We start from the raw sequence: 21,801 nt of genomic DNA, 5'->3' as shown, positions 1-21,801 counted from the left end.
GCGGCGGCCCGGGGCACGGCCCGCTGGCGGCCGCAGGGCGCCGCCGCCTCCAGGCCCTCCGGGCTCTGGACGCCGGGCCGGTTGCCGCCGAAGCAGTTGCCGGGGTCGGCCGAGGCCAGCACCAGATCGGCGCCGTTGCCGTCCACCTGGTTGGACTCGACCCGGTTGCCGCTCGCCGGGTGCCCCGCCGGGTCGGTGACGATCACCCCCGCCGCGCGGTTGCCCCGGACGAGGTTGCGCTCCACCCGGTTCGCCGTCCCGCCGCCGATCCCCAGGCCGATGCCGAAGCCGCCGTCCGCCTGCTCCGGCGAGTCGGCGGCGTTGTTGTCGACGACCACGTTGCCCGCGATCACCGCGCCGTGCTGCGGGGCGAGCGCCTCCAGGTCGTTGGAGTTCACCGTGACGCCGACCCGGTTGCCGGCCGCGCGGTTGCCCAGGATCGACAGGCCGTCCGAGGCGTTGGTCAGCTCGACGCCGACGGCGTTGCGCTCCACGGTGTTGCCGCGCACCACCGTGTCGCAGGGCTTGCACTGGCCGACGTAGATGCCGGAGTCCGCGTGCCCCGAGGCATAGGAGTCCTCGATCACCCCGCCGCGCGCGTCGAAGGCGTAGATGCCGTACAGGCCGTTGCCGTACGCCGTCACCCGGCTGGCCCGGAAGCCCTGCACGGGCGGGAACCGGGCGGTGTCCAGCGGGTCGTACGCCGAGCCGCCGGCGCCGCGCTGCTGCAGCTTCTCGTCGGTGACGCCGGTGAACAGCACCCCGTTGGCCAGGTAGCCGTGGACGGTGAGGTTCTCCACCACCGAGCCGGGGCCGGTGACGGTGATGCCGTTGGCCAGCTTGAGCCCGCCGTCGAGCACCACGGTGTTGCGGTCGGTGCCGCGCAGCACGAGCCTGGACTTGGCGACGCGCACGCTCTCGCGGTAGGTTCCGGGCCCGATCAGCACCGTGTCCCCGTCACGTGCGACGTCCACGGCCCGCTGGACGGTGGGGAAGTCCTCCGGCACGCGGACCACGTTCCCGGCCGGATGTTTCGCCTCTTCCGAGGCCGGGCCCGTCGACCCGCACCCGGTGGCCCCCACGGCGAGCACGGCCGCCACCACGGCCGCCCGGGTCACGAGGCCCACCCTGGCTGACTGACGATCAGGAAACGTGATTTGCATGGCACGTGTTCTATCGTCTCCAATAGGGCGCATGCCCACCGAACCGCAAAAAACGTCGCCGCCGAACGGATTCGCCGCGGCCGGTGGCGTGCGGCGACGGGCTCTGCTGGCGGCCGGGGCGGCGCTCGCCGCCGGCGCCGGCGCGACGGTCGGCGAACTGCTGGACGGCGAACCGGCGGACGGCGACCACCCGTCCGCCCGGGCGGACACCGCCAAGGGCGCGCCGCCCGCCGGGGCCGCGATCCCCTTCCACGGCGCCCGGCAGGCCGGGGTGACGGCGGCTCAGCTTCCGGCGACCAGGCTGCTCGCCTTCGACCTCCCACAGCACTCCGCCGCCGCCGACCGCGAAGCCCTGCGCTCCCTCCTCGGCTCCTGGACCCGCACGCTCTCCGCTCTCGCCGCCGCCACCCCGGCCACCCCGCCACCGGACCCGCGACTGCGGAGCGAGGACGGCCCGGCCCCGCTCAGCTCCCTGGTCGGCCTCGGCCCGGCCCTCGCCACCCGGCTGGGCCTCGCCGTCCCCGCCGGACTGGCCGACCTGCCCGCCTTCCCCGGCGACCGCCTCGACCCGGCCCGCAGCGGCGGCGACCTGCTGCTCCAGCTGTGCGCCGCCGACCACTGGACGCTCGCCGTGGTGACCGAACTCGCCGTCACGGCCGCGCAGTCCGCCGGCGCCGCACCCCGCTGGTCGCAGTCCGGCTTCCTGCCCCCGACCGGCCCGGGTGTCACCCCCCGCAACCTGTTCGGCTTCAAGGACGGCACCGCCAACCCGGACGCGGAGGCCGCCCGGCAGTGGGTCTGGGGCCCGCCGGGGCCGCACGAGAACGCCACCGTCCTGGTCTACCGGCGGATCCGGATGGACACCGCCGCCTTCGCCGCCCTCCCCGAGGACCGCCGGAACCTCGCGATGGGCCGCCGCGCCGGCGACGGCGCCCCGCTGACCGGCACCGCCGAGCACGACGAGCCGGACATCTACGCCAAGCACCCCGACGGCGCCTACGTCATCCCGGCCGGCTCGCACGTCCGCCTCACCAGCCCCCGGCTCGACGGCGGCGCCCGGATGCTGCGCCGCGGCTACAGCTACGACGACGCGCCCGACGACCGCGGCCTGCTCTTCTGCGCGTTCATGCGCGACCCGGGCCAGTTCACCCGCGTCCAGAACCGCCTCGCCGAGCGCGACGCCCTCAACCCCTTCCTCGAACACACCGCCTCCGCCGTCGCCTACGTCCTCCCCGGCGCCCCCGAGGGCACCGCCCTCGGCGACCGCCTCTGGCCCTGAGGCCGCCCGCCGTCATCGGCCGGCCGGCGGCGGCTCCGCCGACGGATCAGCAGTACTTGAAGGAGCTGATCCGGTCGTTGATCCACGACGGGACGGCGGGCCACCGCTCGCCGGGGCCGACTTTGAACTCCAGGCCGCCGTACCAGTTGTGCTCGTAGAAGCAGATGCTGCTCCGGGTGTTGTTCACCACGGACGACGTGATGTCCTGCATGCCCTTGTCCCCGAGCGAGGTGTGCTCCAGCTTGCCCAGGTCACCGATGTTCTGGTCCGAGGCGATGGACCCGAACTTGTAGCTGGGGCCGGTGTCGGCGACGTAACCGCCTTCGGACCAGAGGCAGACGTAGTTGGCGGGGCAGGCTCCGGCACCCTGCCCGAGGCCGAGGATCGTGTTGGCGCTCGCGGAGGTCGAGGCGGTCACCACCAGGCCGATCGCGGCGCCCGCGCACAGTCCGAGCCTGGTGATCTTCTGGGAGAGCTTCATGACGATCCGTTCGGGTCGAGGAGGGAGGGGGAGGGGTCAGCAGTACTTGAAGGAGCTGATCCGGTCGTTGATCCAGGACGGGAGGTAGGGCCAGTGCTCACCCGGGCCGATCTTGAACTCCAGGCCGCCGTACCCGTTGTGCTCGTAGAAGCAGATGCTGCTCCGGGTGTTGTTCAGCACCGACGACGTGACGTCCTGCATGCCCTTGTCGGTGTTGGCGACGCTCTTGAGCTTGCCCATGTCGCCGGTGTTCTGGTTCGACGCGAAGGAGCCGAACTTGCTGTCGTTGAGGAACGTGCCCTCGATGAAGTTGGCCTCCGACCAGAGGCAGACGTAGCCGTCGGGGCACGACCCGGCCCCGTGGCCGAGCCAGAAGACGTTGGTGGCGCTCGCGGAGGTCGAGGCGGTCACGACCAGGCCGATGGCGGCGGCCGCGGACAGTCCGAGCCTGGTGATCTTCCGGGAGAGCTTCATGGTGATCCGTTCGGGTCGAGGGGAGGGGATGGGAAGGGCGGGGTCAGCAGTACTTGAAGGAGCTGATCCGGTCGTTGATCCACGACGGGACCGAGGCCCACTGCTCGTGGGGGCCGACCTTGAACTCCAGGCCGCCGTACCCGTTGTGCTCGTAGAAGCAGATGCTGCTCCCGGTGTTGTTCACGACCGAGGAGGCCTCGTCCTGCATGCCCTTCCAGCGCGTTTCATTGGCCACGAACTTGAGGTGCCCCAGGTCCGGGGTGTTCTCGTTCGAGCCGACGGCCCCGTAGTCGACCCCGCCCTTCGGGTTGCCCACGATGAAGTTGTTCTCGCTCCACAGGCACACCCAGTTGGCGGGGCACTTGCCGGGGCCGGTGGAGATCGTGGTGAGGATGTCGGCACTCGCGGTCGTCGTCGTGGCGGCGACCACCCCGACCACCGCGGCGGCACCCACCGCGAGCCTCGTCGCCATTCGCCGCAGGTTCATCGTGATCTCCTCTGCTCTCGAACTGCCAAGGTGGTACTCCGACGTTCCGTTCGCGGAGTACCACCACTGTGGGGGTGCGAACGGGGCTGACACATCAGTCATCTGACTGCTCATCGGATCCGGGTTGGGTACGCTGACGCCCCAGCGGGGCGGGTGCGGCACCTTGGGGAGGAATGCTCGTGGCAGTGGAACCGGACCGGAGCCTGAACGCGTTGCTGCGGCTGGTGGGGTCGGTGGTGGAGGTGGGCGTCGCTCCGGTGGGGCTGGACGTGGCCGTGCTGAACCTGGACGTGTTCGACCGGCCCGAGCCGGGGGCGGAGCACGGTGACCTGGTGGTCGCCGTCGGCATCGACCCGCGGTCCGAGCAGGCCGTGGCGCTGGTCCGGGCGGCGGGCCGGGACGGCGCCGCGGGCGTGGTCTTCCGGGAGGAGGGCGACGGACCGCCGAACACCGCCCTGCGCGCCGCGGCCGCGGAGGCCGGGACGGCCGTGCTCTTCCGGAAGCACTGGGCCGGCTGGGCGCAGGTGATCGGGACGCTGCGCGCCGGGCTGACCGTGGTCCGGGACGCGGGGATCACCAACGTCCCGCTCGGCGACCTGGACGCCCTCGCCGATGCGCTGGCCGATCTGGTCGACGGGGCCGTCACGATCGAGAGCGTGCACTCCCGGGTACTCGCTCACTCGAAGAACCATCAGCACGCCGATGACATCCGCACCCGCACCATCCTGGGCCGCGAGGTGCCGGAGCACCGGAAGCAGGCGATGACCGAGGACGGCTTCTTCGACCTGCTCAGACACCGTCCCGGGGCCCGGCACCGCCGGGAGGCCGGCGACATCCCCGAGCGCGCGGCGATCGCGGTGCGGGCCGGCGAGGAGATCGTCGGCGAGCTGTGGGTCGCCCCGGCCGGACGGCCGCTCGCGCCGACCGTCACCGAGGCCCTGGAAGCGGCCGCCCGGATCGCCGCCCCCCACCTGCTGCACGACTGGACGCGCCGCTACGGGCAGCACGAGGAGGTCCGGGAGGCGGCCCGGGCCGTCCTGGCGGGCCGGGGCCAGGCCGAGCTGCTGGCGGCGCGGACCGGGCTGACGCTGACCGGCCGCTGCGCCGTCCTGTCGGTCGCGCCCGCGCCCGCCGCCGGTGGCCGCACCGACGACCGGCTGGCGGGCGAGGCGTCCATGCACTGCCAACGGCTGGGCCACCCGGCGGTCGCGGTGGGCACCGGGCGGGGCGCCCGGGTGCTGGTCGGCGGCCTGGAGCAGGACCTGGTGGGGGCCGTCGCCCAGCTGTCGAAGCTGAGCGAATCGCTCGGGGTGAAGCTGGCGGCCGAGCTCGACCTGCCGGTGCGGGTCGGCGTCGGCGAGGTCCGGGCCGGCCTGGCCAAGGCGGCGGGGTCGGCCCGGGCCGCCGATCTGGCGCTGCGCGCACTGCTGTTCGCCGACTCGGCCCAGGTGTCCGCCCGGGCCGACGAACTGCCGGACGCGGTCGCGCTGTTGCAGGTGCTGGACGCGCTGCAGGGCGTGGACCTGCCGGCGAACAGTTCGGTGCTGCGGCTGGTCGCGCACGCGGCGCAGCCGGGCAAGGAGGTGCTGATCGACACCCTGCGCGCCTACCTGGAGAACTCCGGGGACAGCGCGAAGGCCGCGCGCGCCCTGAAGGTCCCGGTCAACACCTTCCGGTACCGGCTGAAGACGGTGGAGAAGGTCTCCGGCATCAAACTGGACGATCCCGACGCCCGGCTGCTCGCCCAGCTCCAGCTGCGCCGGCTGGGTTCGCCGCCGGAGGCGATGAATCCGGCCTGACGTGGTCGCCGGGCACCAGCGGGGGAGTCCCGGGGCGGGGCGGCGGCGGCCGCGGGGGCGGTGGTGCGGCGCGGGCCCGGGAAATCCGCGTCGGGGGACGAAGACGCGGGGGTGCGCGGCCGGGCAGCCTGGTGGTGCGCCCCGGTGAAGTCCTCCCCGGGGTGTTCACCGACCAGCCGTTGGAGCGTGGCCCCATGACCAGCCCTCAGCCGACCCCCACTCACCCGACCCCCACTCACCCGACCGCCGCCCTGTCCACCGCCGCCCGGTCCGCCGCCACCCTCTCCGCCGCCGAGCGGCGCGAGCTGGTGCTCCGCGCGGCCGTGCGCGAGGGGCTGCTCGACCGCGACGACGCGCTGCTCGCCGCCTTCGTCGACCTCGACGGCGTCGCGGCGAGCGTCACGGCCCTGCACCGCGCCTTCCCCGCCGAGGTCGACGTCCTGCACGCCTTCGCGGCCAAGGCGAACTGCCTGGTCCCGGTGCTGGCCCGGCTGCGCGAGCTCGGCATGGGCTGCGAGGTGGCCAGTCCGGGGGAGCTCGCGCAGGCGCTGGCGGCCGGGTTCGAGGCCGACCGGATCGTCCTCGACTCGCCGGCGAAGACCCGCCGGGAGCTGGCGCAGGCGCTGGAGCTAGGCGTCGCCGTCAACATCGACAACTGGCAGGAACTCGACCGGGTGGACGAGCTGCTGCGGGCCGGCGAGTCCCGGTCCCGGATCGGCGTCCGGGTGAACCCGCAGGTCGGCGCCGGGACGATCGGCGCGATGAGCACCGCCACCGCGACCTCCAAGTTCGGCATCCCGCTGGCCGACGACGGCAACGCCGAGCGGCTGCTGGCGGCCTTCCGGGAGCGCCCCTGGCTGACCTGGATCCATGTGCACGTCGGCTCGCAGGGCTGCCCGCTGGACCTGATGGCCGAGGGGGTCGGCCAGGCCGTCGCCTTCGCCGAGAAGCTGAACGGCGAGCTGGGCCGCCGTCAGGTGGTGGGCATCGACATCGGCGGCGGGCTCCCCGTGAATTTCGCCGACGAACGGACCGACCCCACCTTCTCGGCGTACGTGGAGCGGCTGCGGGCCCACGCGCCCGCCCTGTTCGGCGGGGACTACCGGGTGGTGACCGAGTTCGGCCGCTCGCTGCTGGCCAAGAACGGCTTCACCGCCGCGTACGTCGAGTACGCGAAGGAGAGCGGGGGCCGCCGGATCGCGGTCACCCACGCGGGTGCCCAGGTCGCCACCCGGACGGTGTTCATGCCCGACTCCTGGCCGCTGCGGATCACCGCGCACCACCCCTCGGGCGCGGCCAAGGACGGCCCGACGGTGCCGCAGGACGTCGCCGGACCGTGCTGCTTCGCCGGAGACCTGCTGGCGAAGGCCCGGCCGCTGCCGCCGCTGGAGTCCGGCGACCTGGTGGCCCTCCTGGACACGGGTTCGTACTATGCCACGACGCATTTCAGCTACAACAGCCTGCCGGAGCCGGCGGTCCACGGCTTCACCGTGGCCGACGACGGCGGCGTGCGCTTCGAACTCCTGCGCCCGGCCCAGAGTATCGACCAGTTGCTCCGCCCCGTCCGCTGACCCCCACCGCCAGTCGCATCACCGGAGAGCAGCCATGAGTCGTCCCCGTCGTCGCCCTACCCCGCCCGCCGTCCCCGAACCGCCCGGTCACCGGCTCCGCCCGACCGATCAGGTGGTGCTGGTGGTGATCGTGCTGATCGCCGCCGCCCTGGCGGCGGCCGGCGTGCCCGCCACCACGGTGGCCGACCTCCTCGCGGGCACCACCGCCGTCGTCGCCCAACTCCTGCTGGCCCGCCCGGCCAAGCCGTAGCCCGGCCGGGCGGGCCCGGGGATCAGCGGCGGTGCTTGACCTCCTCGATCGCCTCGCGGACGGCCGCCTGCATCGCCTCGCTGCCGACGTGGCCGGAGTCCTCGAAGATGCGGAGCCGGGCGTCCGGCCAAGCCTTGGCCAGCTCCCAGGCGGTCTGCACCGGGCTGCCCAGGTCGTGCCGGCCGTGCACCAGGACGCCCGGGATCCCGGCCAGCCGGTGGGCGTCGCGCAGGAGCTGGTCCGGCTCCAGCCAGGCGCCGTTGCTGAAGAAGTGCGCGCAGATCCGGACGAACGCGATTTGGTCGTCGACCTCCCGGTCGCTGTACATCCCGGGGACGCCGTTGGGCTCGTCGGAGATCACCGCGTCCTCCCAGGCGAGCCAGTCGGCGGCGGCCCTGCGCCGGACCTCCCGGTCGGGGTGCTCCATCAGCCGGGCGTAGGCGGCGAGCAGGTCGCCGTCCCGCTCCGCCGCGGGGACACCGGCCCGGAACCGGTCCCAGGCCTCGGGGTGGAACAGCCCGGCACCCCGGTAGAGCCAGTGGGTTTCGGTCGGGCGGGTCATCGTCACCGCCTGGATGATGATCTCGCTGACCCGCTCGGGGTACTGCTGCGCGTACGCCAGCAGCAGCGTCGACCCCCAGGAGGCGCCGTTCAGCAACCACCGTTCGACACCGAGGTGTTCGCGCAGCCGCTCCATGTCGTCGATCAGGTGCCGGGTGGTGTTGAGGCTCATGTCCGCCGCCGGGTCACTGGCGTGCGGGGTGCTGCGCCCGCAGTTGCGCTGGTCGAAGCGGATGACCCGGTAGCACGCGGGATCCCACGCCCTGGTCGGCCGCTTGGGCGCCCCCGCCCCCGGCCCCCCGTGCACGTACAGCACCGGCTTCCCGCCGGGACTGCCGAGCTGCTCGTAGTAGATGCGGTTGCCGTCCCCGGTCTCAAGGAACCCGTGGTCGTACGGACTTGTCGGAGGATAGAGATCAACCATGCCCCCGATGCTAGGGCGAGTCCCAGGCCCCGCCGTCGGCGAACGCGGAGACCGGGCCGCCCGGGGCACGTTGCCCGGACGGCCCGGACGGCCCGGACGGCCCGGACGGCCCGGGTGGCCCGGGTGGCCCGGACGGAGCGTCGGACCCGTGCCGGTCAGTCGCGCTCCGGCGCGCCCGCCACCAGCCAGTGCGCCGGCAGCTCGATCCGACTGCCGTCGGCCGTGAACTCGGTGGTGAGCAGCGGCAGTTCGCCCGAGGCGAGGATGGCGAGCCCGGCGGTGCGGAAGAGTTCGAGGAGGGCCGAGTCGGCGACCTCGGCGGGGGTGAGTCCGTGGTCGAAGACGGGGCGCAGCTTCGCCGGCGGGCCCGCCGGGCCCTGGGCGAGGCCTCCCAGGACGGCTTTCGCCGCCTCGGACAGCTCGACGACGAACGCCCGGCCGCGTGCTCCGACCAGGGTGGCGATGGCGTCGGTGACCGGCTGGCGGTCGGCCGGCTCGGACTGGTGGATCACGCCGCGCACGTACACGTTCGCGTCGCCGAGGCGGGCGTGCAGCCGGCGGACGGCCCGCTCGTCGGTGGCGTCGAGCTGCTCGAACTCGGCCCGTCCGTCCGGGTACCGGGCGCGGGCGCGTTCGACGGCGGTGGCGGACAGGTCGACCCCGAGGACGGGGGTGAAGCGATCGGCGAGGAAGCGGGTCTGGGTGCCGTTGCCGCAGCCGAGGTCGACGAACGGCAGCGCGCGGTCGGTGAGGTGGGGGTCGAACAGCGCGAGGTGGACGCTCGCGGTGAGCGCCGGCTCCGCGTCCCAGATCACCGCGCCGGCCTCGTGCGGGGCGTCCCGCCAGAAGCCCTCCCAGGCGTTCCGGTACCCATTCGACACACTCATGACGGCGGACCTCCCGGCTGATGGCGCACAGTGTCGGGATTGGTCTACCGCTCCCGGGACCGGCGGCCAAGCACCCGCCCCCGGGTGTCGGCCGGCGGCCTGCCCCCGCTGATCGGACGCGCCGGGAGGTGCCGCCGAGGCAGCGGCCTTGACGGCCGGCCCGAGAGTGTGTCGGCCCGGTCACCGAGCGTGTGTCCTCCGTCTCATCGAGGTCGCGATCAAGTTCGTTCGCGTCGCACTGTGGTGGGATGTGCCAGCAGAGCTGATGGCAGCTGACCGGGGGGTATGCGGTGCGGACGAAACTGATCGGGCTCGGACCGGACGCGGGCGCGCCGGACCTCATCGGCGTCGGGCTGATCCGGCTCGCCGTGGAGGAACGGCTGACGCCCGCGGCGGTGGCCGCGCCGTGGGTGGGGCGGTTGCGGGCGGCCTCGTTCGCCGACGCCTGGCTGGCCTTCGCCGATCCGGCGGCGCCCGGCCTGCGCGTCCCGGCGGAGGCGGTGCTCCAGGCGGTGGTGCTGCGCGCGGCCGACCTCGTCCTGCGCGGTCAGCACGGCGACGGCCCGGCCGCGCTGGAACGGCTGGGCCGGCAGTCGGCCGCCGCCCGGGAGTGGGCGGCGCTCAGCGAGGCCTCGCACCCGGCCGAACCCGCCGCGCTCGTGCTGCTGTGGCACGGGGTCCGGATGCTGGACGCGGGCGACGGCCCGGACGCGGCCGAGGAGCGGGAGGCCCACCGCGGCAGCGTCCTCGACCGGAGCCGGGCCTACGTCCGCGACCACTGCCGGCGCCAGGACCTGCTCGCCCTGGTGCTGGCCTGCGCCGGGGCCGCCGCCGACGCGCTGGCCGAACTCAGCGCCGGCGACCGGGACCGGGCGCTCGCCGTGCTGGACGAGCAGGCCGCCCGGCACATGGCGCCCGCCGCGCCGGTGCCGCTCTGGGTCCCGGGCCGGCCGGGCCCGCTCGCCGCTTAGGGCGCGGCCCGGGACCTCACCCGCTCACGAGCCGGCGGTGGCCGCCTCCAGGGTGGTCGCCATCACCGGGCTGGTGAAGGTGTTCGTCGCGTCCCCGGTGGAGGGGTGGTACGAGCCCCACTTGAGGTAGTTGCGGTCGCCGTCCCAGGTGGTGCCCTTGAAGGTGCCCGAGCCGGTGGTGAAGGTCTGCTTCACGCCGTCGAACCAGAAGTCGATGGTGCCGTCGGTCCGGCCCAGCTTGATCTTCAGCGCGTAGGAGTGCCACTGGTTGTTGCTGGTCGGCGTGGTCCAGAGGGTGTGCGCGACGTGGTCGGTGTCCCACTCCTGGAGGCGGATCCGCCCGGTGGTGGCGTCGATCTCGATCGGGTGGTTCGCCGTGTCGGTGCTCGGCGAGCACTTGAGCTGGAAGACGTAGCGGCTGTTCGTGTCCTTGATGTCCACTTTGGACGACCAGCCGAGGTAGAAGGTGTCGCCCTCCTTCAGGTCGGGGCTGAGCGTCTCGCAGCGCTCCTCGCCCGCGGCCTGGAACGCCCGCCACACACTGCCCTTGACCGGGTCCTTGACGACGCCGAAGTCCCCCGCCGCGCACTGGACGGCGGTGAACGAGGACGGGCCCTTGGCGGTGCTCGGGGTCCACAGGACCTTTCCGGGCACGGCCGCCGAGCTGCTGGCGACGGTGCCGGCGGTCAGCGCGAGCGTGCCGAGCGCGACGAAGCCGAGGGCGGTCCTGCGGTGCTGGGACAGAAGGGACATGCCTCTCCCGGGGTGACGAGTGGCCGGAAACGGATGCCGCCCGGAACCGGGTCCGGCCCGGGCGCACCCGGTGATTCGACCACCTGACGGCCCGTCGGACCAAGCAGCCCGCCCACCGGCGTCCCTTTCGGGCAATCCACCCCCGCCCCAGGGGCCCTGCCAGGGCGTTCCGGGTGGGGCGGTAGCGTCGCGGACACCGCCCGCCGGGCCCCGGCGGGCCCTGTCTCCGGAGGTTCCCTTGCCGCAGATCCTGGTCGACCACTCGGCCGGTCTCGACTTCGACCGTGCCGTCCTCGCGAAGGAGGTGCACCGGGTGATCACCGAGGTGATCGACACCGTCGTGGCGGACTGCAAGACCGTCTTCCGTCCGGCCGAGCGGTACGTGGTCGGCGACGGGACCACGGGCGAGGCGGTGTTGCTGGTGGAGATCAAGATCCTGGCGGGCCGCAGTGCGGAGCAGCGCGCGGAGCTGAGTGCCCGGGTGCTCGCCGTCCTGGAGTCCGTCCTCACCGTGCCCGCCGCGATCGGGGTCGAGATCACCGAACTGGATCGCGCCACCTACCGCTTCGTCCACCACCGGTAGCCGCCGCTCGAACCGGAATTCTGATTCATTTCAGTTTATACATTGGCGCGGCACCGGGGCTTACCCGATCTCTTGACGCGGGTCGTGCGGGTTCAGCACTCTTGGCTCGGCCAGCTGGTGTGGCTGAGACGGAGAGGCTGATCCATCTCAGCTCATGCCCCTCGTGGCCTCGACCACCAGTCGTGGAAGGAGGTGTCCGTCATGAAGAAGATCGTCGTCCGCAAGGCCGGCCCGGTCCGCCTGACCAGCACGGCGCGTGCGCTGTACCTGCCGTGGGACTGCATGGTGCAGGTCTGATCCGCCCCGACGGCGGGGAGGGCGGTGCCGGTCGGGCGCATGACGACCGGCACCGCTCCTTCGCCCGGGCCCCGCCCGCGCCACCCGCCCGCACCACCCGCCCGTGCCTTCGGCCCGCGCCACCCGCCCGTGCCCTCCGCCCGCCCACCTCCCGCAAGGAGGCCCCCGTGCACTCCCCGGTGGACAGCAACTCCGACGCCCCGGGCCCCGACCTGGACCGACCGCTGCCCCTGCGCCGGCTCGTGTACCTGGAGGAGGCCGGCGAGGTCACCATCGGCAGCCCGGAGACCGACACCTACGCCGTCTTCCCGGCCGACGGCGCGGAGCTGGTCCGGACGCTGGCCGACGGCCTCACTCCGCGCGAGGCCGCCGAGCGCTACCGGGCCGCGTACGGCGAGAGCGTGGACATCGCCGACCTCATCGAGGTCCTCGCCGAGCTCGACCTCCTCCGGCCCGCCGACGCCCCGACGGCCGAGACCCCGACGGCCGAGACGGCCGAGAACGCGCCGGTGCGCTGGCAGCGCCTGGGCGGACTGCTGTTCGGCCGGCCGGCGCTGGTCGGCTACGCGCTCGTGACGGTCCTCGCCGCGGTCGAGATGGTCCGGGTGCCCGCCCTGGTCCCACGGACCGACAACCTGTTCTTCACCTCGTCCTACACCCTCGTCGTCCTGCTGCTGTTCTTCGGCCAGGCGCCGCTGCTGGCCCTGCACGAGGCGTTCCACGCGCTGGCCGGACGCCGGCTCGGCCTGCGCTCCCGGCTCTCGGTCGGGCACCGCCTGGTGTACCTGGTGCTGGAGACCTCGCTCGACGGCCTGGTGAGCGTGCCGCGTCGACAGCGCTACCTGCCCATCCTCGCGGGCATGCTGGCCGACGTCCTGGCGATCGCCGCCCTCACCCTGGTCGCCGACGGTACGCGCGGGAGCGCCGCCACCGTCGCCCGGCTCTGCCTCGCGATGGCCTACGCCACCGTGCTGCGCCTGGCCTGGCAGGGCTTCTTCTACCTGCGCACCGACCTCTACGTACTGCTCAGCACCGCACTGGGCTGCGTGAACCTACACGCGGCCGCGGTCGACGTGCTCCGCAACACCACCCGGCGGATCACCGGGCGGCCGCCGGTGGACCTGGAGGCCCACCACCCCGTCGACCGGCGCGTCGCCCGCTGGTACTCCTGGCTGATGGTGGTGGGCTACGCCTTCACCCTGTCGATGTTCGCCGGCGTCGTCGTCCCCACGGCGTACCGGCTGCTGCACGACGTCTGGTCGCGGATGACCGGTCACGGATCGACGGCCGCCCGACTGGACTCGATCGTCCTGCTGCTGCTGAGCCTCGGGCAGACCGCCGCCGTCGTGGTCCTGGCCGTGCGGGAACGTCGCGCCGCCCGGCGCCCCGCCCCCGCCCGGACGGCCTGACCCGTCCGGACCGAGCCACCTGCCCACCCCGCCACCCGCGCCACCTCCTCGTCACCGCACGAAAGGCAGCTGTGCCATGGCCGAACACCGCCACCACTGGGTCCGCGCCGCCGGGCGCCACGCCCGCGCCGAGTCCCGCGCGACGCTCGACCTACCGCCCGTGCTCGCCGTGGTGAACGCCGACCGCCGTCTGCGCGGGCCCTACACGGCGGTCGGGTCGATCCTGCGGGCGACCGTCCCCGACGCGCTCGCGCGCTGTCCGGAAGCCGTCACCGGGCACGACATCGAGCTCCTCTCGACCACCCCCGAACTCCGTGGCCTGGTGCCCGCCACCCGGGAGACGCTCACCTCGCTCGCCGTGCCCAAGGAGCGCACCCGCTTCTACTCCGCGCTGCGCACCCTGCGGATCGCCCACGGCCTGGTCGAGTTCCTGGGGGCGTACCTGCGCGCCCTCGGAGCGGGCCCGCGCACCCTGGTCGTCGAGGACGCGCACCGGGCGGACCCCACCGACGGCGAGTTCCTGGCCGTCCTGCTGCGGCGGATCGACCCGGCACTGCTGACCGTCGTCGTGACCACCGGTACCGAGCCGCTGGAGCGTCCGACCGGTCCGGGCCGCGAGACGCTGCCCGACGCGCTCGCCGCCCACTGCGCTGTGCTCGACCCGACCGGCCCGGAGCCCCTGGTCGGCCCGGAGCCCGCGACCGGTCCGGAGCCGGCGGCCGGCCGGGGGAGGGCCGAGCTCGGTCGCGCCCTCATCGCCGCCGACGGCGTCGGTGACGACCCCGCCGCGCTCGCCGCCTACCTAGCGCTCCCGGCCGACGAGCGCGCTCGCCTGCACGACCTGCGGCGCGCCGAACTGGAGACGGCCGGCGAGCCCTCGCTGTGGCTGGGGGCCATCGCGTGGCACGCGGAGCACGGCAGCGACCCGGCGGGCGTCGGGGCGGACACCCTGCGGCACGCCCTGGACCACTGCATGGACCTCGGCTACTACCACGCCGTCGTGGACCTCGGCGAGCGCGGCCGGCGGCTGGTGACGCACGAGACCAACCCGAACCACTGGTGGGCCTTCACCACCAAGATGACCACCTCGTTCGCCGCGCTCGGCCTCGCGGAGCGGGCCCTGCCGCTGTACGACGAGGCGCGCGCGCTCAGCGCCTCGCCCGAGGTCCACATGCAGGCCGCGTACGCCACCGCCATGCTGCACACCCGGCATTTCGAGGCCGGTCGCCGCGATCACGGGCTGGCCCGGGCCTGGGTCAACCAGGCCATCGCCTTCGCCCGCTGGCACCCGGACCCGAAGGAGCGGGAGGCGCGGGTCGTGTTCAACCGCAACGGGCTCGCGCTGATCGAGGTCCACCAAGGCCGCCCGGCCGCGGCGCTGGAGCTGCTGGACGCCTGCATCGCCCGGCTGGACGAGACGCTGGAGCCCGACGAGCACGCGCTGCACCGCTCGGTGCTGCTCTACAACCGGGCCCAGGTGCACGCGGCACTCGGCCACCACACCGAGGCCGTCGCCGACTACACCGCGGTGATCGCGTGCGACCCCAACTACGCCGAGTACCACTTCGACCGCGGCATGCTCTGGCGCGACCTCGGTGAGCCGGAGCGGGCGCTGGCCGACTACGAGCACGCCATCCGGCTCTCCCCGCCCTTCCCCGAGGCCTACTTCAACCGGGCGGACGTCCTGGCCGAGCTGGGCGACACCGACGCCGCGGTCGCGGACTTCGGGTACGTGCTCCAGCTCGACCCGGAGTTCGAGGAGGCGCGGATCAACCGGGCCGCCCTGCTGCTCGAAGCGGGCGCCCACGAGCTCGCCCGGGCGGACCTCGCCGCCGGGCTGGAGCGCAACCCGGGGAACGCCCGACTCCTCTGTCTCAAGGGGCAGTTGCTGGCGGCGGAGGAGGACCTCGCGGCGGCGGCCGCGGTCTACGCGGAGGCGGTCGAGGTCGATCCCGGCTCGGCCGAGGCGTGGGCCCTGTTCGGGGAACTCCGTTACCGGCAGGGCGACCTGGCCGGCGCCGGCAGCCACCTGGCCCGCGCGGTCGAGCTGTCCACGGAGTCGGGCATCCGGTTTAACCTGGCCGTGGTCCACCACGACGCGGGCCGGTACGGCGAGGCCGTCCGGCTGCTGGACGAGGTGGTGGAGGCGACCGAGGACGTCGACGCGCGCCTCCAGCGGGCCCGCTGCCTGCTCGGGCTGGACCGGATCGAGGAGGCCAGGGCCGATCTGCTCGCCTGCCTGGAGGCCGACGCCGGGGCCGCGGAGCAGGTGTACGGGCTGATGCCCGAACTGGCCCGGGGCTGAGTCGTCCGTCGCCGCACCGCCGGGTCCGGCTCCGCGTCGCGGGGTCCGGCCCCGCCCGCGACACGGGCGGGGAGGTCGGGCAGGGAGCCGGGCGGGCCTCACCGCGCCCCGGCGACCTCGGCCAGTTCCACGCGCACCCGGCGCCGGACATGGGCCATCACCGGTGAACGGCGGTAGACGGCGGCCACCTTGACCAGCCACGCCGCCTCCTCGCGGAGACCGGCCGTGAGCGGGCTCGGCACCCAGCGTGCGGTGGGGTCGACGGGGAACCGGTGCCCGGCACGGGCCGCCTCCAACGCGGCGGCGATCGCGGCCGCCTCGACCAGGACCTCGAACTCCTCCGTCCCGGTCGGCCGGACCACCTCGGCCACCCAGCACGGCACCCGGGGATGCAGATGCGGACGGAGGGCCAGCTGGCCGTCCCGGATCTCGATGATCCGGCGGAACAGCGCGAACCGGAGGTCGCCGCGCCGACCGCTCCCGGGGCCGAACCACGGCTCGGACGCGGCGAGTTCGATCTCCGGCCGCTCCGACCGCAGGGTCGACCAGAGCGGTCCGAGCCGGTGCAGGTCGGACCAGTCGCGGACCGCTCCGCCCCAGTCGGCCCGGCCGCCGGCCGGACGCGGCGTCCGACCCGCTCCGCCGCCCGTCCCGGTCGCTCCGCTGTTCATCCCGGTCGCTCCGCCGACGCCGCCGTCCCGGTCACCCATGGCGCAGCACCGGGCCGCGCGCCCGCGATCCGCCGGTCCCGGAACCCAGCCGGAGGACGCCCTCGGCCAGCCGGCCGACCACCGACACCCGTTGACGCCGCAGGACCCGGTGCAGGGCCAGCGAGGCGACGAGTTCGGCCTCCCGCTCCTGCCGCTGCGTGTACGCCGACCGCCCGAGCACCCGGCGGACCAGCTCGCCCGACAACCGGGGCGTCAACGCCTCCCGGACGTCCTCGCCGAGCACCGCGCCGGTCCCGGCGTGCCGGCAGAGGAGGTGGCCGATCTCGTGCAGCACGATGTGCTGTTGGTGCAGTGCGGTGGTGTCGACGGCGTAGCCGATGTAGTCCGCGCGGTCGGTACTGACCAGCACACCGCAGGGCGAGTGCGCGGGGCCGGAGAGCGGGATCAGCTCGATGGGTCTGCCCCGCAGCCGGGTGAGCGAGTCCGTCAGGGCCCGGAGGCCGAAGGGCTCCGGGAGCGGTATCGAGTCCGCGACGCCACGACATCGGAGCCAGAGACCCCGCTCGATTCCACCCGGATGCCCCATGCCGGTACCCCCCGCCGCTCCACCGCCCAAGTCGGGAGGCGATCCTACGGACGGGGGCGCTCCGGGAGAACCGGTTCGACAGCGATTGCCACTAGCTGCCGCCGGACGTGCCGCTCGACCCGCCGCCGGACCCGTCACCGGACCCGCCGCCGGGTCGGCCGGCGGCCTCGCGGCGGGCGATCGCCTCGATCATGTCGCTGATCGTGCCCAATCCCTCGGGCGACAGCGCCACCGCGCGCAGCGCCACGTCCCGCACCCCGGCGTCCCGCAGCGCGCCGAGCAACGCCAGTTCCTCGGTGATCCGCACGCTCTGCCGGTCGTCGAAGAAGTACGCGGGAGGCACCATGAAGAACTGCGCCAGGGCCTCCAGATGGCGCTTCGTCGGGTTGTCCCGGCGGCCGGTGCGGAGCTGCCACAGATAGGTCGCCGAGAACGTCTCGCCGGTCGCCTCCCGGCAGGCCCGGGCGACCTCCTCGTGGCTGTACGGCTCGCGGTCGGGACGGCGGACCACGTCGAACAGGCGGTCCAGCTTCGCTGCGAGCGTGGACGCACCGGAGTCTGCTCCGGACACGGCGCACCTCCTCCCTCACCCCTGCGGCCACGCCCCGTGCGGGTGCGGATCGTCCACTCGTGACCGGCCGCCCATTGTAGGGGCTGTCCGGGAGTTCCCGCCGGGCGCCGATGTCGGCTGCCCACCCGGGCGGGAACACGATCGCCCCGGCCGTGGCGGCCGGGGCGATCGTGGTTGGACGGGGCGGGGCCGCGGGCCCCGTGGCTCAGACGGTGACCCGCTCCGGCCGCTCGGTCGTGACCGCTTCGGCGCTCCGCTCCGCCTCGGTGCTCGGCTCCGCGTCGGCGGGCGCGTTCTCCCGGGGGACGGGCAGCAGGGCCATGACCGCGCCGGAGACCAGGATGGTCGCCGCCCAGGCGAGGCCGTACCGGCCGACCGGGGTGTCGGACAGCGGGCCGGCGAACCAGTCGCACTTGGTGAAGGCCAGCCCGACCAGCAGCGCGACCACCCACGACACCATCGCCTGCCAGCAGAAGCCGCCGACGTACCAGTAGCGGCTGTTCCGGCTGGTGTCCATCAGCGCGGCCGCGTCGTAGCGCACCGCGCGCGAGCGGCGGCGGAACATGTCCACCGCGTAGACGCCGATCCAGGCGGAGAAGGAGACGGCGAGCAGGATCAGGAAGGTGATGAAGGAGCCCAGGAAGCTCGTGGCGACCAGCATCAGCAGCAGACCGCCGACCAGCGAGATCACGGCGTTGATGCTGACGGCCATGGCGCGCGGCAGCCTGACGCCCATGGTCTGGGCGGTGAAGCCGGCCGAGTACATGGAGAGGCTGTTGATCAGCAGCATGCCCACGATCGCGGTGAGCAGGTACGGCACGGCCAGCCAGGTCGGCAGCAGGTCGCCCAGGAAGGAGACCGGGTCCGCGGCGTCCGCCAGGCCGGGCGAGGCCACCGCCATCACGGCGCCCATCAGCACCATCGGCACCATCACCAGGCCCGCGCCGGAGACCGTCACCCCGACGATGTTCCGTCCGGAGGCGGAGTGCGGGAGGTAGCGGGCGAAGTCGGGCCCGGTGGGGACCCAGCTGATGCCGCCGGCGGCGATGGTCCCGATGCCGGCGATCATCATCGCGGTGGTGCCCGCGGGCTTGGCGAAGACCTCGTGCCAGTCCATGGTCGCGACCAGGTAGCCGAGCACCAGGACGCTGAAGACGCCGAAGAGGTAGGTCGACCAGGTGTTGCAGACGTTCAGCGCCTTCCGGCCGAGGCCGGAGACCAGGAAGGTGCAGGCGACGAAGGCGAAGAGCGTGATGACGATCAGCGCGGTGTTGCTCCGGACGCCGAGGAGCAGGTCGAGGACGGTCAGTACCGCGTACGCGCCGGTGACGGCGTTGATCGTCTCCCAGCCGAACCGGGCGATCCAGAGGATCGCGCCGGGGAAGAGGTTGCCCCGCACGCCGAAGGTGGCCCGGGAGAGCGTGGCACCCGGGGCCCCGCCCCACTTGCCGGAGACCGAGAGCAGTCCGACCATCCCGAAGGAGGCGAGCGCGGCGCACGCGGCGACGATCAGGACCTGCCAGAAGTTCAGCCGGTTGAACACCACCAGGGCCGCGCCCATGGTGAGCAGCAGCACACTGATGTTCGCCGCGACCCAGGTCGGGAACAGCTCGCGGACTCTGCCCCGGCGCTCGTGGTCCGGGACGGGTTCGATACCGCGGGTCTCCATCGCGCCGTCGGTCTCGGCGGTGGACGGGTTGTCCATGAGGGTGGCTCCGTGCGTGTGAAGCGGGAGATCGATCGAGGGGATCAATCAGGCAAAGTGCACATCTTTAGAAGTCTTCGCGCGTAGAACGAAGGTTGGGTCATCCTACTTTGTCCGCTAAGGCCCAGGACGCCACCCGGCCCCTCGGCGCCCCTGTCGCCGGGGTCGTGGCACAGGCCGAGCCTCGGTGGACGCCCGTTCGTGCCCCCGCCCGAGGGCCGGAGCCGGCACCGATGGATGATGTCCGCCGTGACACCTGACGCGGTTGCGGAGTTCGAACGATCCCGTTCACACCTGTTCGGCCTGGCCTACCGGCTGCTCGGTTCGGCCGCGGAGGCGGAGGACGTCGTGCAGGATGCCTTCCTGCGCTGGCATCGCGTGGAGGCCGGAACCGTGGTCTCGGCTCCGGCGTGGCTGGCCAAGGTGGTCACCAACCTGTGCCTGAACCGGCTGACCTCGGCCCGGGCGCGACGGGAGAGCTACGTCGGGTCGTGGCTGCCGGAACCCGTTCCGACGGCCGGCGGAGCCCTCGGTCCGCTGGACACCGCGGAGCGGCGGAACTCCGTGTCGATGGCGCTCCTGGTGTTGTTGGAGCGACTCAACCCGGTGGAACGCGCGGTGTTCGTCCTGCGCGAGGCGTTCGACTACAGCCACCGGGAGGTCGCCGGGATCCTGGAGGTGTCCGAGGCGAACAGCCGACAGCTGCACCGGCGTGCCCGCCTGCGCCTCGGCGACGTTGCCGACGGGCCCGGTCAGCACGCCGACCGACTCGATCGCGGCTGCCGGACGGACCTGGTGGCGCGGTTCCTGGCCGCCGCGGAGGAGGGCGACCTACGCGGTCTTGAGGAACTGCTGGCAGCGGATGTGACCGTGTGGGTGGACGGGGGCGGCCGGGTCGGCGCCGCTCGACGCCCCGTCATCGGCCTCTCCCGTGTGGCGCGCTACCTGGTGGGAGCCTTGGAGGCGGCTGGGCGGCCGATCCGGCTCGTGGCGTCGGAGGTCAACGGCGAGCTCGCCGGTCTCGCGCTGGCGGATACCCGGTTGGTGGGCGTGCTGGTGGCGGAGACGGCGGGCGGCCGGATCAGCCGCGTTCACATCGTCGCCAATCCCGACAAACTGCAGTTCGCGGCCCGGTTGTCACATTCGGAAGCGCTGTCCGGTTCTTGAGGGGTGAACCCGACAGCCGTGCGGGCCCGGCCACGTCGCCGGGGCCGCGCCTTCACGAAGGTGGCACCCCCATGACAGACCCGATCCTGGTGACGGGCGGTACCGGCAGGCTCGGCCGCGTGCTCGTGCCCCGCCTCGTCGCCGCCGGACACACCGTCCGTGTGCTGAGCCGCAGCCCGCGGCAAGCCCGGACGGGAGCCGGGCACGACCGGGTGACCGGCGACCTGCTGACCGGGGACCTGCTGACCGGGGACGGCTTGGGCGGGGCCGTCGCCGGAGCGGGTACCGTGATCCACTGCGCCACCGGTAACGACCGCACGGACGTCGAGGCCACTCGCAACCTGATCGCGGCGGCGTTGCGGGCCGGCCGCCCGCACCTGGTCTACGTGTCCATCGTCGGCGTCGATCGGGTGGGCCTGGCCTATTATCGCGCGAAGCTGGAGTGCGAACGGCTCCTGCGGAGTTCGGGTCTGCCGTGGACGGTCCAGCGTGCCACCCAGTTCCACGACCTGGTCGCCTGGATGTGCTCCGTCCAGCGATGGCTGCCGGCGATCCTGATGCCCTCCGGCGTCGGCTTTCAGCCCATCGACGTCGGTGAGGTGGCGGACCGGCTCCGCTCGCTCGCCGATGCGGGTCCGCAGGGGCGAGCGGACGACATGGGCGGGCCCGAGGTACGGGCCGCCGTCGACCTGGCACGGACCTGGGTGAGGGCGCACGGTCGGTGCCGCCCCGTGCTCGCGGTGCCGGCGCCTGGAGCCGCCTTCCGCGCCTACCGGGACGGGGCCCACCTCGCTCCCGAGCGCGCCGTCGGGCGGATCACCTTCGAGGAGTACCTGTCCTCCGCCGGCCTCGTCGCAGGGCGGCGCGGATGAGCGCGCGAGCCTGGCTCCGTGCGGGCCTGGCCTTCCTCGCCGTGGCACAGTCCGCCGTCGGGTGCTGGGCGCTGCTGGCCCCGCGCTCGTTCTTCGACATTCCCTGGGTGGGTATGGGGATGCCGTACAACGCCCATCTGATGATGGACTACGGCGCGATGAGCCTGGCCACCTCCGTGGGCCTGTGCGTGGGTGCCGTCACGATGCAACGGCTCGTCGTCCGTACGGCCCTCGCGGTGTACCTCGCCTTCGCCGGGCCTCATCTGCTGATCCACGTTCACCTGCTGCACCACCTTCCGGCCGGCCAACGTGTGCCGCTGCTGTCCGCACTGGCGGCGGCGGCCGTGATCCCGCTCCTGCTGCTGGCGCTCACCGGCAGGCATGCCGACGGAGGACCGGGCCGTCCGTGAGCCGCCCCGTTCGCCGTCGTCGCCGGGGCCGACACCAGGGCCTCCTCGGACGAGCCGCGTCGCGGCCGGGAGATCATGGTGCTTTCAGCGTGTGGTCCCGGGGCCCTTCTCGGGCCACGGTCGAG

Annotated in this window: 22 protein-coding genes; 11 read left to right on the top strand and 11 right to left on the bottom strand. The window is 73.5% G+C overall.

From position 1 onward, the window contains the following. A partial coding sequence (locus tag AB0N76_RS17690; protein ID WP_363558059.1) for a right-handed parallel beta-helix repeat-containing protein occupies nt 1-1,007 on the bottom strand: 1,007 nt, incomplete at its 3' end. Between the two features lie 187 nt (nt 1,008-1,194). On the opposite strand from AB0N76_RS17690, the gene AB0N76_RS17685 reads away from it, so the two are divergent. Further along, nucleotides 1,195-2,442 (top strand): Dyp-type peroxidase, encoded by a 1,248-nt coding sequence (locus tag AB0N76_RS17685; protein ID WP_363558057.1) that lies wholly within the window; start codon nt 1,195-1,197, stop codon nt 2,440-2,442. A gap of 46 nt (nt 2,443-2,488) precedes the next feature. Here AB0N76_RS17685 and AB0N76_RS17680 read toward each other — a convergent pair whose 3' ends face one another. Genes AB0N76_RS17680 through AB0N76_RS17670 form a run of 3 tightly spaced genes read right to left on the bottom strand, consistent with a single transcriptional unit; the run spans nt 2,489 to nt 3,884 of the window. Then, nucleotides 2,489-2,923: a peptidase inhibitor family I36 protein gene (locus tag AB0N76_RS17680; RefSeq protein ID WP_363558055.1), complete on the bottom strand. Its 435-nt coding sequence runs from the start codon at nt 2,921-2,923 to the stop codon at nt 2,489-2,491. A gap of 36 nt (nt 2,924-2,959) precedes the next feature. Beyond that, nucleotides 2,960-3,397, bottom strand: coding sequence for a peptidase inhibitor family I36 protein (locus tag AB0N76_RS17675; protein WP_363558053.1), 438 nt, complete (start codon nt 3,395-3,397; stop codon nt 2,960-2,962). 43 nt (nt 3,398-3,440) lie between these two features. After that, nucleotides 3,441-3,884, bottom strand: a complete 444-nt coding sequence (locus AB0N76_RS17670; RefSeq protein ID WP_363558051.1) for a peptidase inhibitor family I36 protein — start codon at nt 3,882-3,884, stop codon at nt 3,441-3,443. Between the two features lie 179 nt (nt 3,885-4,063). On the opposite strand from AB0N76_RS17670, the gene AB0N76_RS17665 reads away from it, so the two are divergent. The 3 genes from AB0N76_RS17665 to AB0N76_RS17655 all read left to right on the top strand — a co-directional run bounded on the left by AB0N76_RS17665 (nt 4,064) and on the right by AB0N76_RS17655 (nt 7,504). Beyond that, a complete protein-coding gene (locus tag AB0N76_RS17665) occupies nt 4,064-5,683 on the top strand; it encodes a helix-turn-helix domain-containing protein (RefSeq protein WP_363558049.1) in 1,620 nt (539 codons plus the stop codon). A gap of 194 nt (nt 5,684-5,877) precedes the next feature. Continuing rightward, entirely contained in the window at nt 5,878-7,254 is a 1,377-nt protein-coding gene (locus AB0N76_RS17660; RefSeq protein ID WP_363558047.1) for a diaminopimelate decarboxylase, read from the top strand. Nucleotides 7,255-7,288: 34 nt separating this feature from the next. Then, the gene (locus AB0N76_RS17655; RefSeq protein ID WP_363558045.1) at nt 7,289-7,504 is read left to right on the top strand and encodes a hypothetical protein; all 216 of its coding nucleotides are present in this window, start codon (nt 7,289-7,291) and stop codon (nt 7,502-7,504) included. Between the two features lie 22 nt (nt 7,505-7,526). Here the strand turns inward: AB0N76_RS17655 and pip are convergent, their stop codons facing one another. Continuing rightward, nucleotides 7,527-8,489 carry a prolyl aminopeptidase gene (gene pip, locus AB0N76_RS17650; RefSeq protein WP_363558043.1) on the bottom strand — a complete coding sequence of 321 codons (963 nt, stop codon included), beginning with the start codon at nt 8,487-8,489 and terminating at the stop codon, nt 7,527-7,529. A 155-nt stretch (nt 8,490-8,644) separates the two neighbouring features. Then, complete coding sequence (locus AB0N76_RS17645) at nt 8,645-9,376, bottom strand: class I SAM-dependent methyltransferase (protein WP_363558041.1); 732 nt, start codon at nt 9,374-9,376, stop codon at nt 8,645-8,647. A 290-nt stretch (nt 9,377-9,666) separates the two neighbouring features. Here AB0N76_RS17645 and AB0N76_RS17640 point away from each other — a divergent pair, with 290 nt between their 5' ends. After that, nucleotides 9,667-10,347, top strand: a complete 681-nt coding sequence (locus AB0N76_RS17640; protein WP_363558039.1) for a hypothetical protein — start codon at nt 9,667-9,669, stop codon at nt 10,345-10,347. Between the two features lie 24 nt (nt 10,348-10,371). Here AB0N76_RS17640 and AB0N76_RS17635 read toward each other — a convergent pair whose 3' ends face one another. Continuing rightward, nucleotides 10,372-11,100: a heparin lyase I family protein gene (locus AB0N76_RS17635; RefSeq protein WP_363558037.1), complete on the bottom strand. Its 729-nt coding sequence runs from the start codon at nt 11,098-11,100 to the stop codon at nt 10,372-10,374. A 238-nt stretch (nt 11,101-11,338) separates the two neighbouring features. Here AB0N76_RS17635 and AB0N76_RS17630 point away from each other — a divergent pair, with 238 nt between their 5' ends. The 3 genes from AB0N76_RS17630 (at nt 11,339) to AB0N76_RS17620 (ending at nt 15,694) form a co-directional block, all read left to right on the top strand. Beyond that, on the top strand, nt 11,339-11,683 hold the full coding sequence (locus AB0N76_RS17630) for an isomerase (protein WP_363558035.1): 345 nt from the start codon (nt 11,339-11,341) through the stop codon (nt 11,681-11,683). Nucleotides 11,684-12,147: 464 nt separating this feature from the next. Next, nucleotides 12,148-13,389: a hypothetical protein gene (locus AB0N76_RS17625; RefSeq protein ID WP_363558033.1), complete on the top strand. Its 1,242-nt coding sequence runs from the start codon at nt 12,148-12,150 to the stop codon at nt 13,387-13,389. Between the two features lie 76 nt (nt 13,390-13,465). Next, a complete protein-coding gene (locus AB0N76_RS17620) occupies nt 13,466-15,694 on the top strand; it encodes a tetratricopeptide repeat protein (protein WP_363558031.1) in 2,229 nt (742 codons plus the stop codon). Between the two features lie 98 nt (nt 15,695-15,792). On the opposite strand, the gene AB0N76_RS17615 is transcribed toward AB0N76_RS17620, so the two are convergent. From AB0N76_RS17615 to AB0N76_RS17600, 4 genes are all read right to left on the bottom strand, one after another. Continuing rightward, nucleotides 15,793-16,365, bottom strand: a complete 573-nt coding sequence (locus AB0N76_RS17615) for a DUF6545 domain-containing protein (protein WP_363558029.1) — start codon at nt 16,363-16,365, stop codon at nt 15,793-15,795. Nucleotides 16,366-16,396: 31 nt separating this feature from the next. Continuing rightward, entirely contained in the window at nt 16,397-16,951 is a 555-nt protein-coding gene (locus AB0N76_RS17610; protein ID WP_363558027.1) for a ParH-like protein, read from the bottom strand. A 91-nt stretch (nt 16,952-17,042) separates the two neighbouring features. Further along, nucleotides 17,043-17,522 (bottom strand): XRE family transcriptional regulator, encoded by a 480-nt coding sequence (locus AB0N76_RS17605; protein WP_363558025.1) that lies wholly within the window; start codon nt 17,520-17,522, stop codon nt 17,043-17,045. A gap of 205 nt (nt 17,523-17,727) precedes the next feature. Then, on the bottom strand, nt 17,728-19,227 hold the full coding sequence (locus tag AB0N76_RS17600) for a cytosine permease (protein WP_363558023.1): 1,500 nt from the start codon (nt 19,225-19,227) through the stop codon (nt 17,728-17,730). A 240-nt stretch (nt 19,228-19,467) separates the two neighbouring features. Here AB0N76_RS17600 and sigJ point away from each other — a divergent pair, with 240 nt between their 5' ends. The 3 genes from sigJ to AB0N76_RS17585 all read left to right on the top strand — a co-directional run bounded on the left by sigJ (nt 19,468) and on the right by AB0N76_RS17585 (nt 21,676). Continuing rightward, on the top strand, nt 19,468-20,394 hold the full coding sequence (gene sigJ / locus AB0N76_RS17595) for an RNA polymerase sigma factor SigJ (protein ID WP_363558061.1): 927 nt from the start codon (nt 19,468-19,470) through the stop codon (nt 20,392-20,394). 71 nt (nt 20,395-20,465) lie between these two features. Beyond that, entirely contained in the window at nt 20,466-21,266 is an 801-nt protein-coding gene (locus AB0N76_RS17590) for an NAD(P)H-binding protein (protein WP_363558021.1), read from the top strand. Further along, nucleotides 21,263-21,676: a hypothetical protein gene (locus tag AB0N76_RS17585; protein WP_363558019.1), complete on the top strand. Its 414-nt coding sequence runs from the start codon at nt 21,263-21,265 to the stop codon at nt 21,674-21,676. The genes AB0N76_RS17590 and AB0N76_RS17585 overlap by 4 nt, the downstream gene beginning before the upstream one ends. The last annotated feature ends 125 nt before the right edge of the window (nt 21,677-21,801 follow it).

It is taken from the genome of Kitasatospora sp. NPDC093806 (genome assembly GCF_040683335.1).
In the GTDB taxonomy this organism is placed as follows: Bacteria; Actinomycetota; Actinomycetes; order Streptomycetales; family Streptomycetaceae; genus Kitasatospora.
Note: the sequence above shows the minus strand (reverse complement) of the source record. Positions and strands in the feature narration are given on the sequence as shown.

Bases quoted from the DNA above. Each gene is read 5' to 3' on its own strand.
- AB0N76_RS17685 (WP_363558057.1), top strand. From the start codon at position 1,195: ATGCCCACCGAACCGCAAAAAACGTCGCCGCCGAACGGATTCGCCGCG.
- AB0N76_RS17680 (WP_363558055.1), bottom strand. From the start codon at position 2,923: ATGAAGCTCTCCCAGAAGATCACCAGGCTCGGACTGTGCGCGGGCGCC.
- AB0N76_RS17675 (WP_363558053.1), bottom strand. From the start codon at position 3,397: ATGAAGCTCTCCCGGAAGATCACCAGGCTCGGACTGTCCGCGGCCGCC.
- AB0N76_RS17670 (WP_363558051.1), bottom strand. From the start codon at position 3,884: ATGAACCTGCGGCGAATGGCGACGAGGCTCGCGGTGGGTGCCGCCGCG.
- AB0N76_RS17660 (WP_363558047.1), top strand. From the start codon at position 5,878: ATGACCAGCCCTCAGCCGACCCCCACTCACCCGACCCCCACTCACCCG.
- AB0N76_RS17655 (WP_363558045.1), top strand. From the start codon at position 7,289: ATGAGTCGTCCCCGTCGTCGCCCTACCCCGCCCGCCGTCCCCGAACCG.
- pip (WP_363558043.1), bottom strand. From the start codon at position 8,489: ATGGTTGATCTCTATCCTCCGACAAGTCCGTACGACCACGGGTTCCTT.
- AB0N76_RS17645 (WP_363558041.1), bottom strand. From the start codon at position 9,376: ATGAGTGTGTCGAATGGGTACCGGAACGCCTGGGAGGGCTTCTGGCGG.
- AB0N76_RS17635 (WP_363558037.1), bottom strand. From the start codon at position 11,100: ATGTCCCTTCTGTCCCAGCACCGCAGGACCGCCCTCGGCTTCGTCGCG.
- AB0N76_RS17620 (WP_363558031.1), top strand. From the start codon at position 13,466: ATGGCCGAACACCGCCACCACTGGGTCCGCGCCGCCGGGCGCCACGCC.
- AB0N76_RS17615 (WP_363558029.1), bottom strand. From the start codon at position 16,365: ATGAACAGCGGAGCGACCGGGACGGGCGGCGGAGCGGGTCGGACGCCG.
- AB0N76_RS17610 (WP_363558027.1), bottom strand. From the start codon at position 16,951: ATGGGGCATCCGGGTGGAATCGAGCGGGGTCTCTGGCTCCGATGTCGT.
- AB0N76_RS17600 (WP_363558023.1), bottom strand. From the start codon at position 19,227: ATGGACAACCCGTCCACCGCCGAGACCGACGGCGCGATGGAGACCCGC.
- sigJ (WP_363558061.1), top strand. From the start codon at position 19,468: ATGTCCGCCGTGACACCTGACGCGGTTGCGGAGTTCGAACGATCCCGT.
- AB0N76_RS17590 (WP_363558021.1), top strand. From the start codon at position 20,466: ATGACAGACCCGATCCTGGTGACGGGCGGTACCGGCAGGCTCGGCCGC.
- AB0N76_RS17585 (WP_363558019.1), top strand. From the start codon at position 21,263: ATGAGCGCGCGAGCCTGGCTCCGTGCGGGCCTGGCCTTCCTCGCCGTG.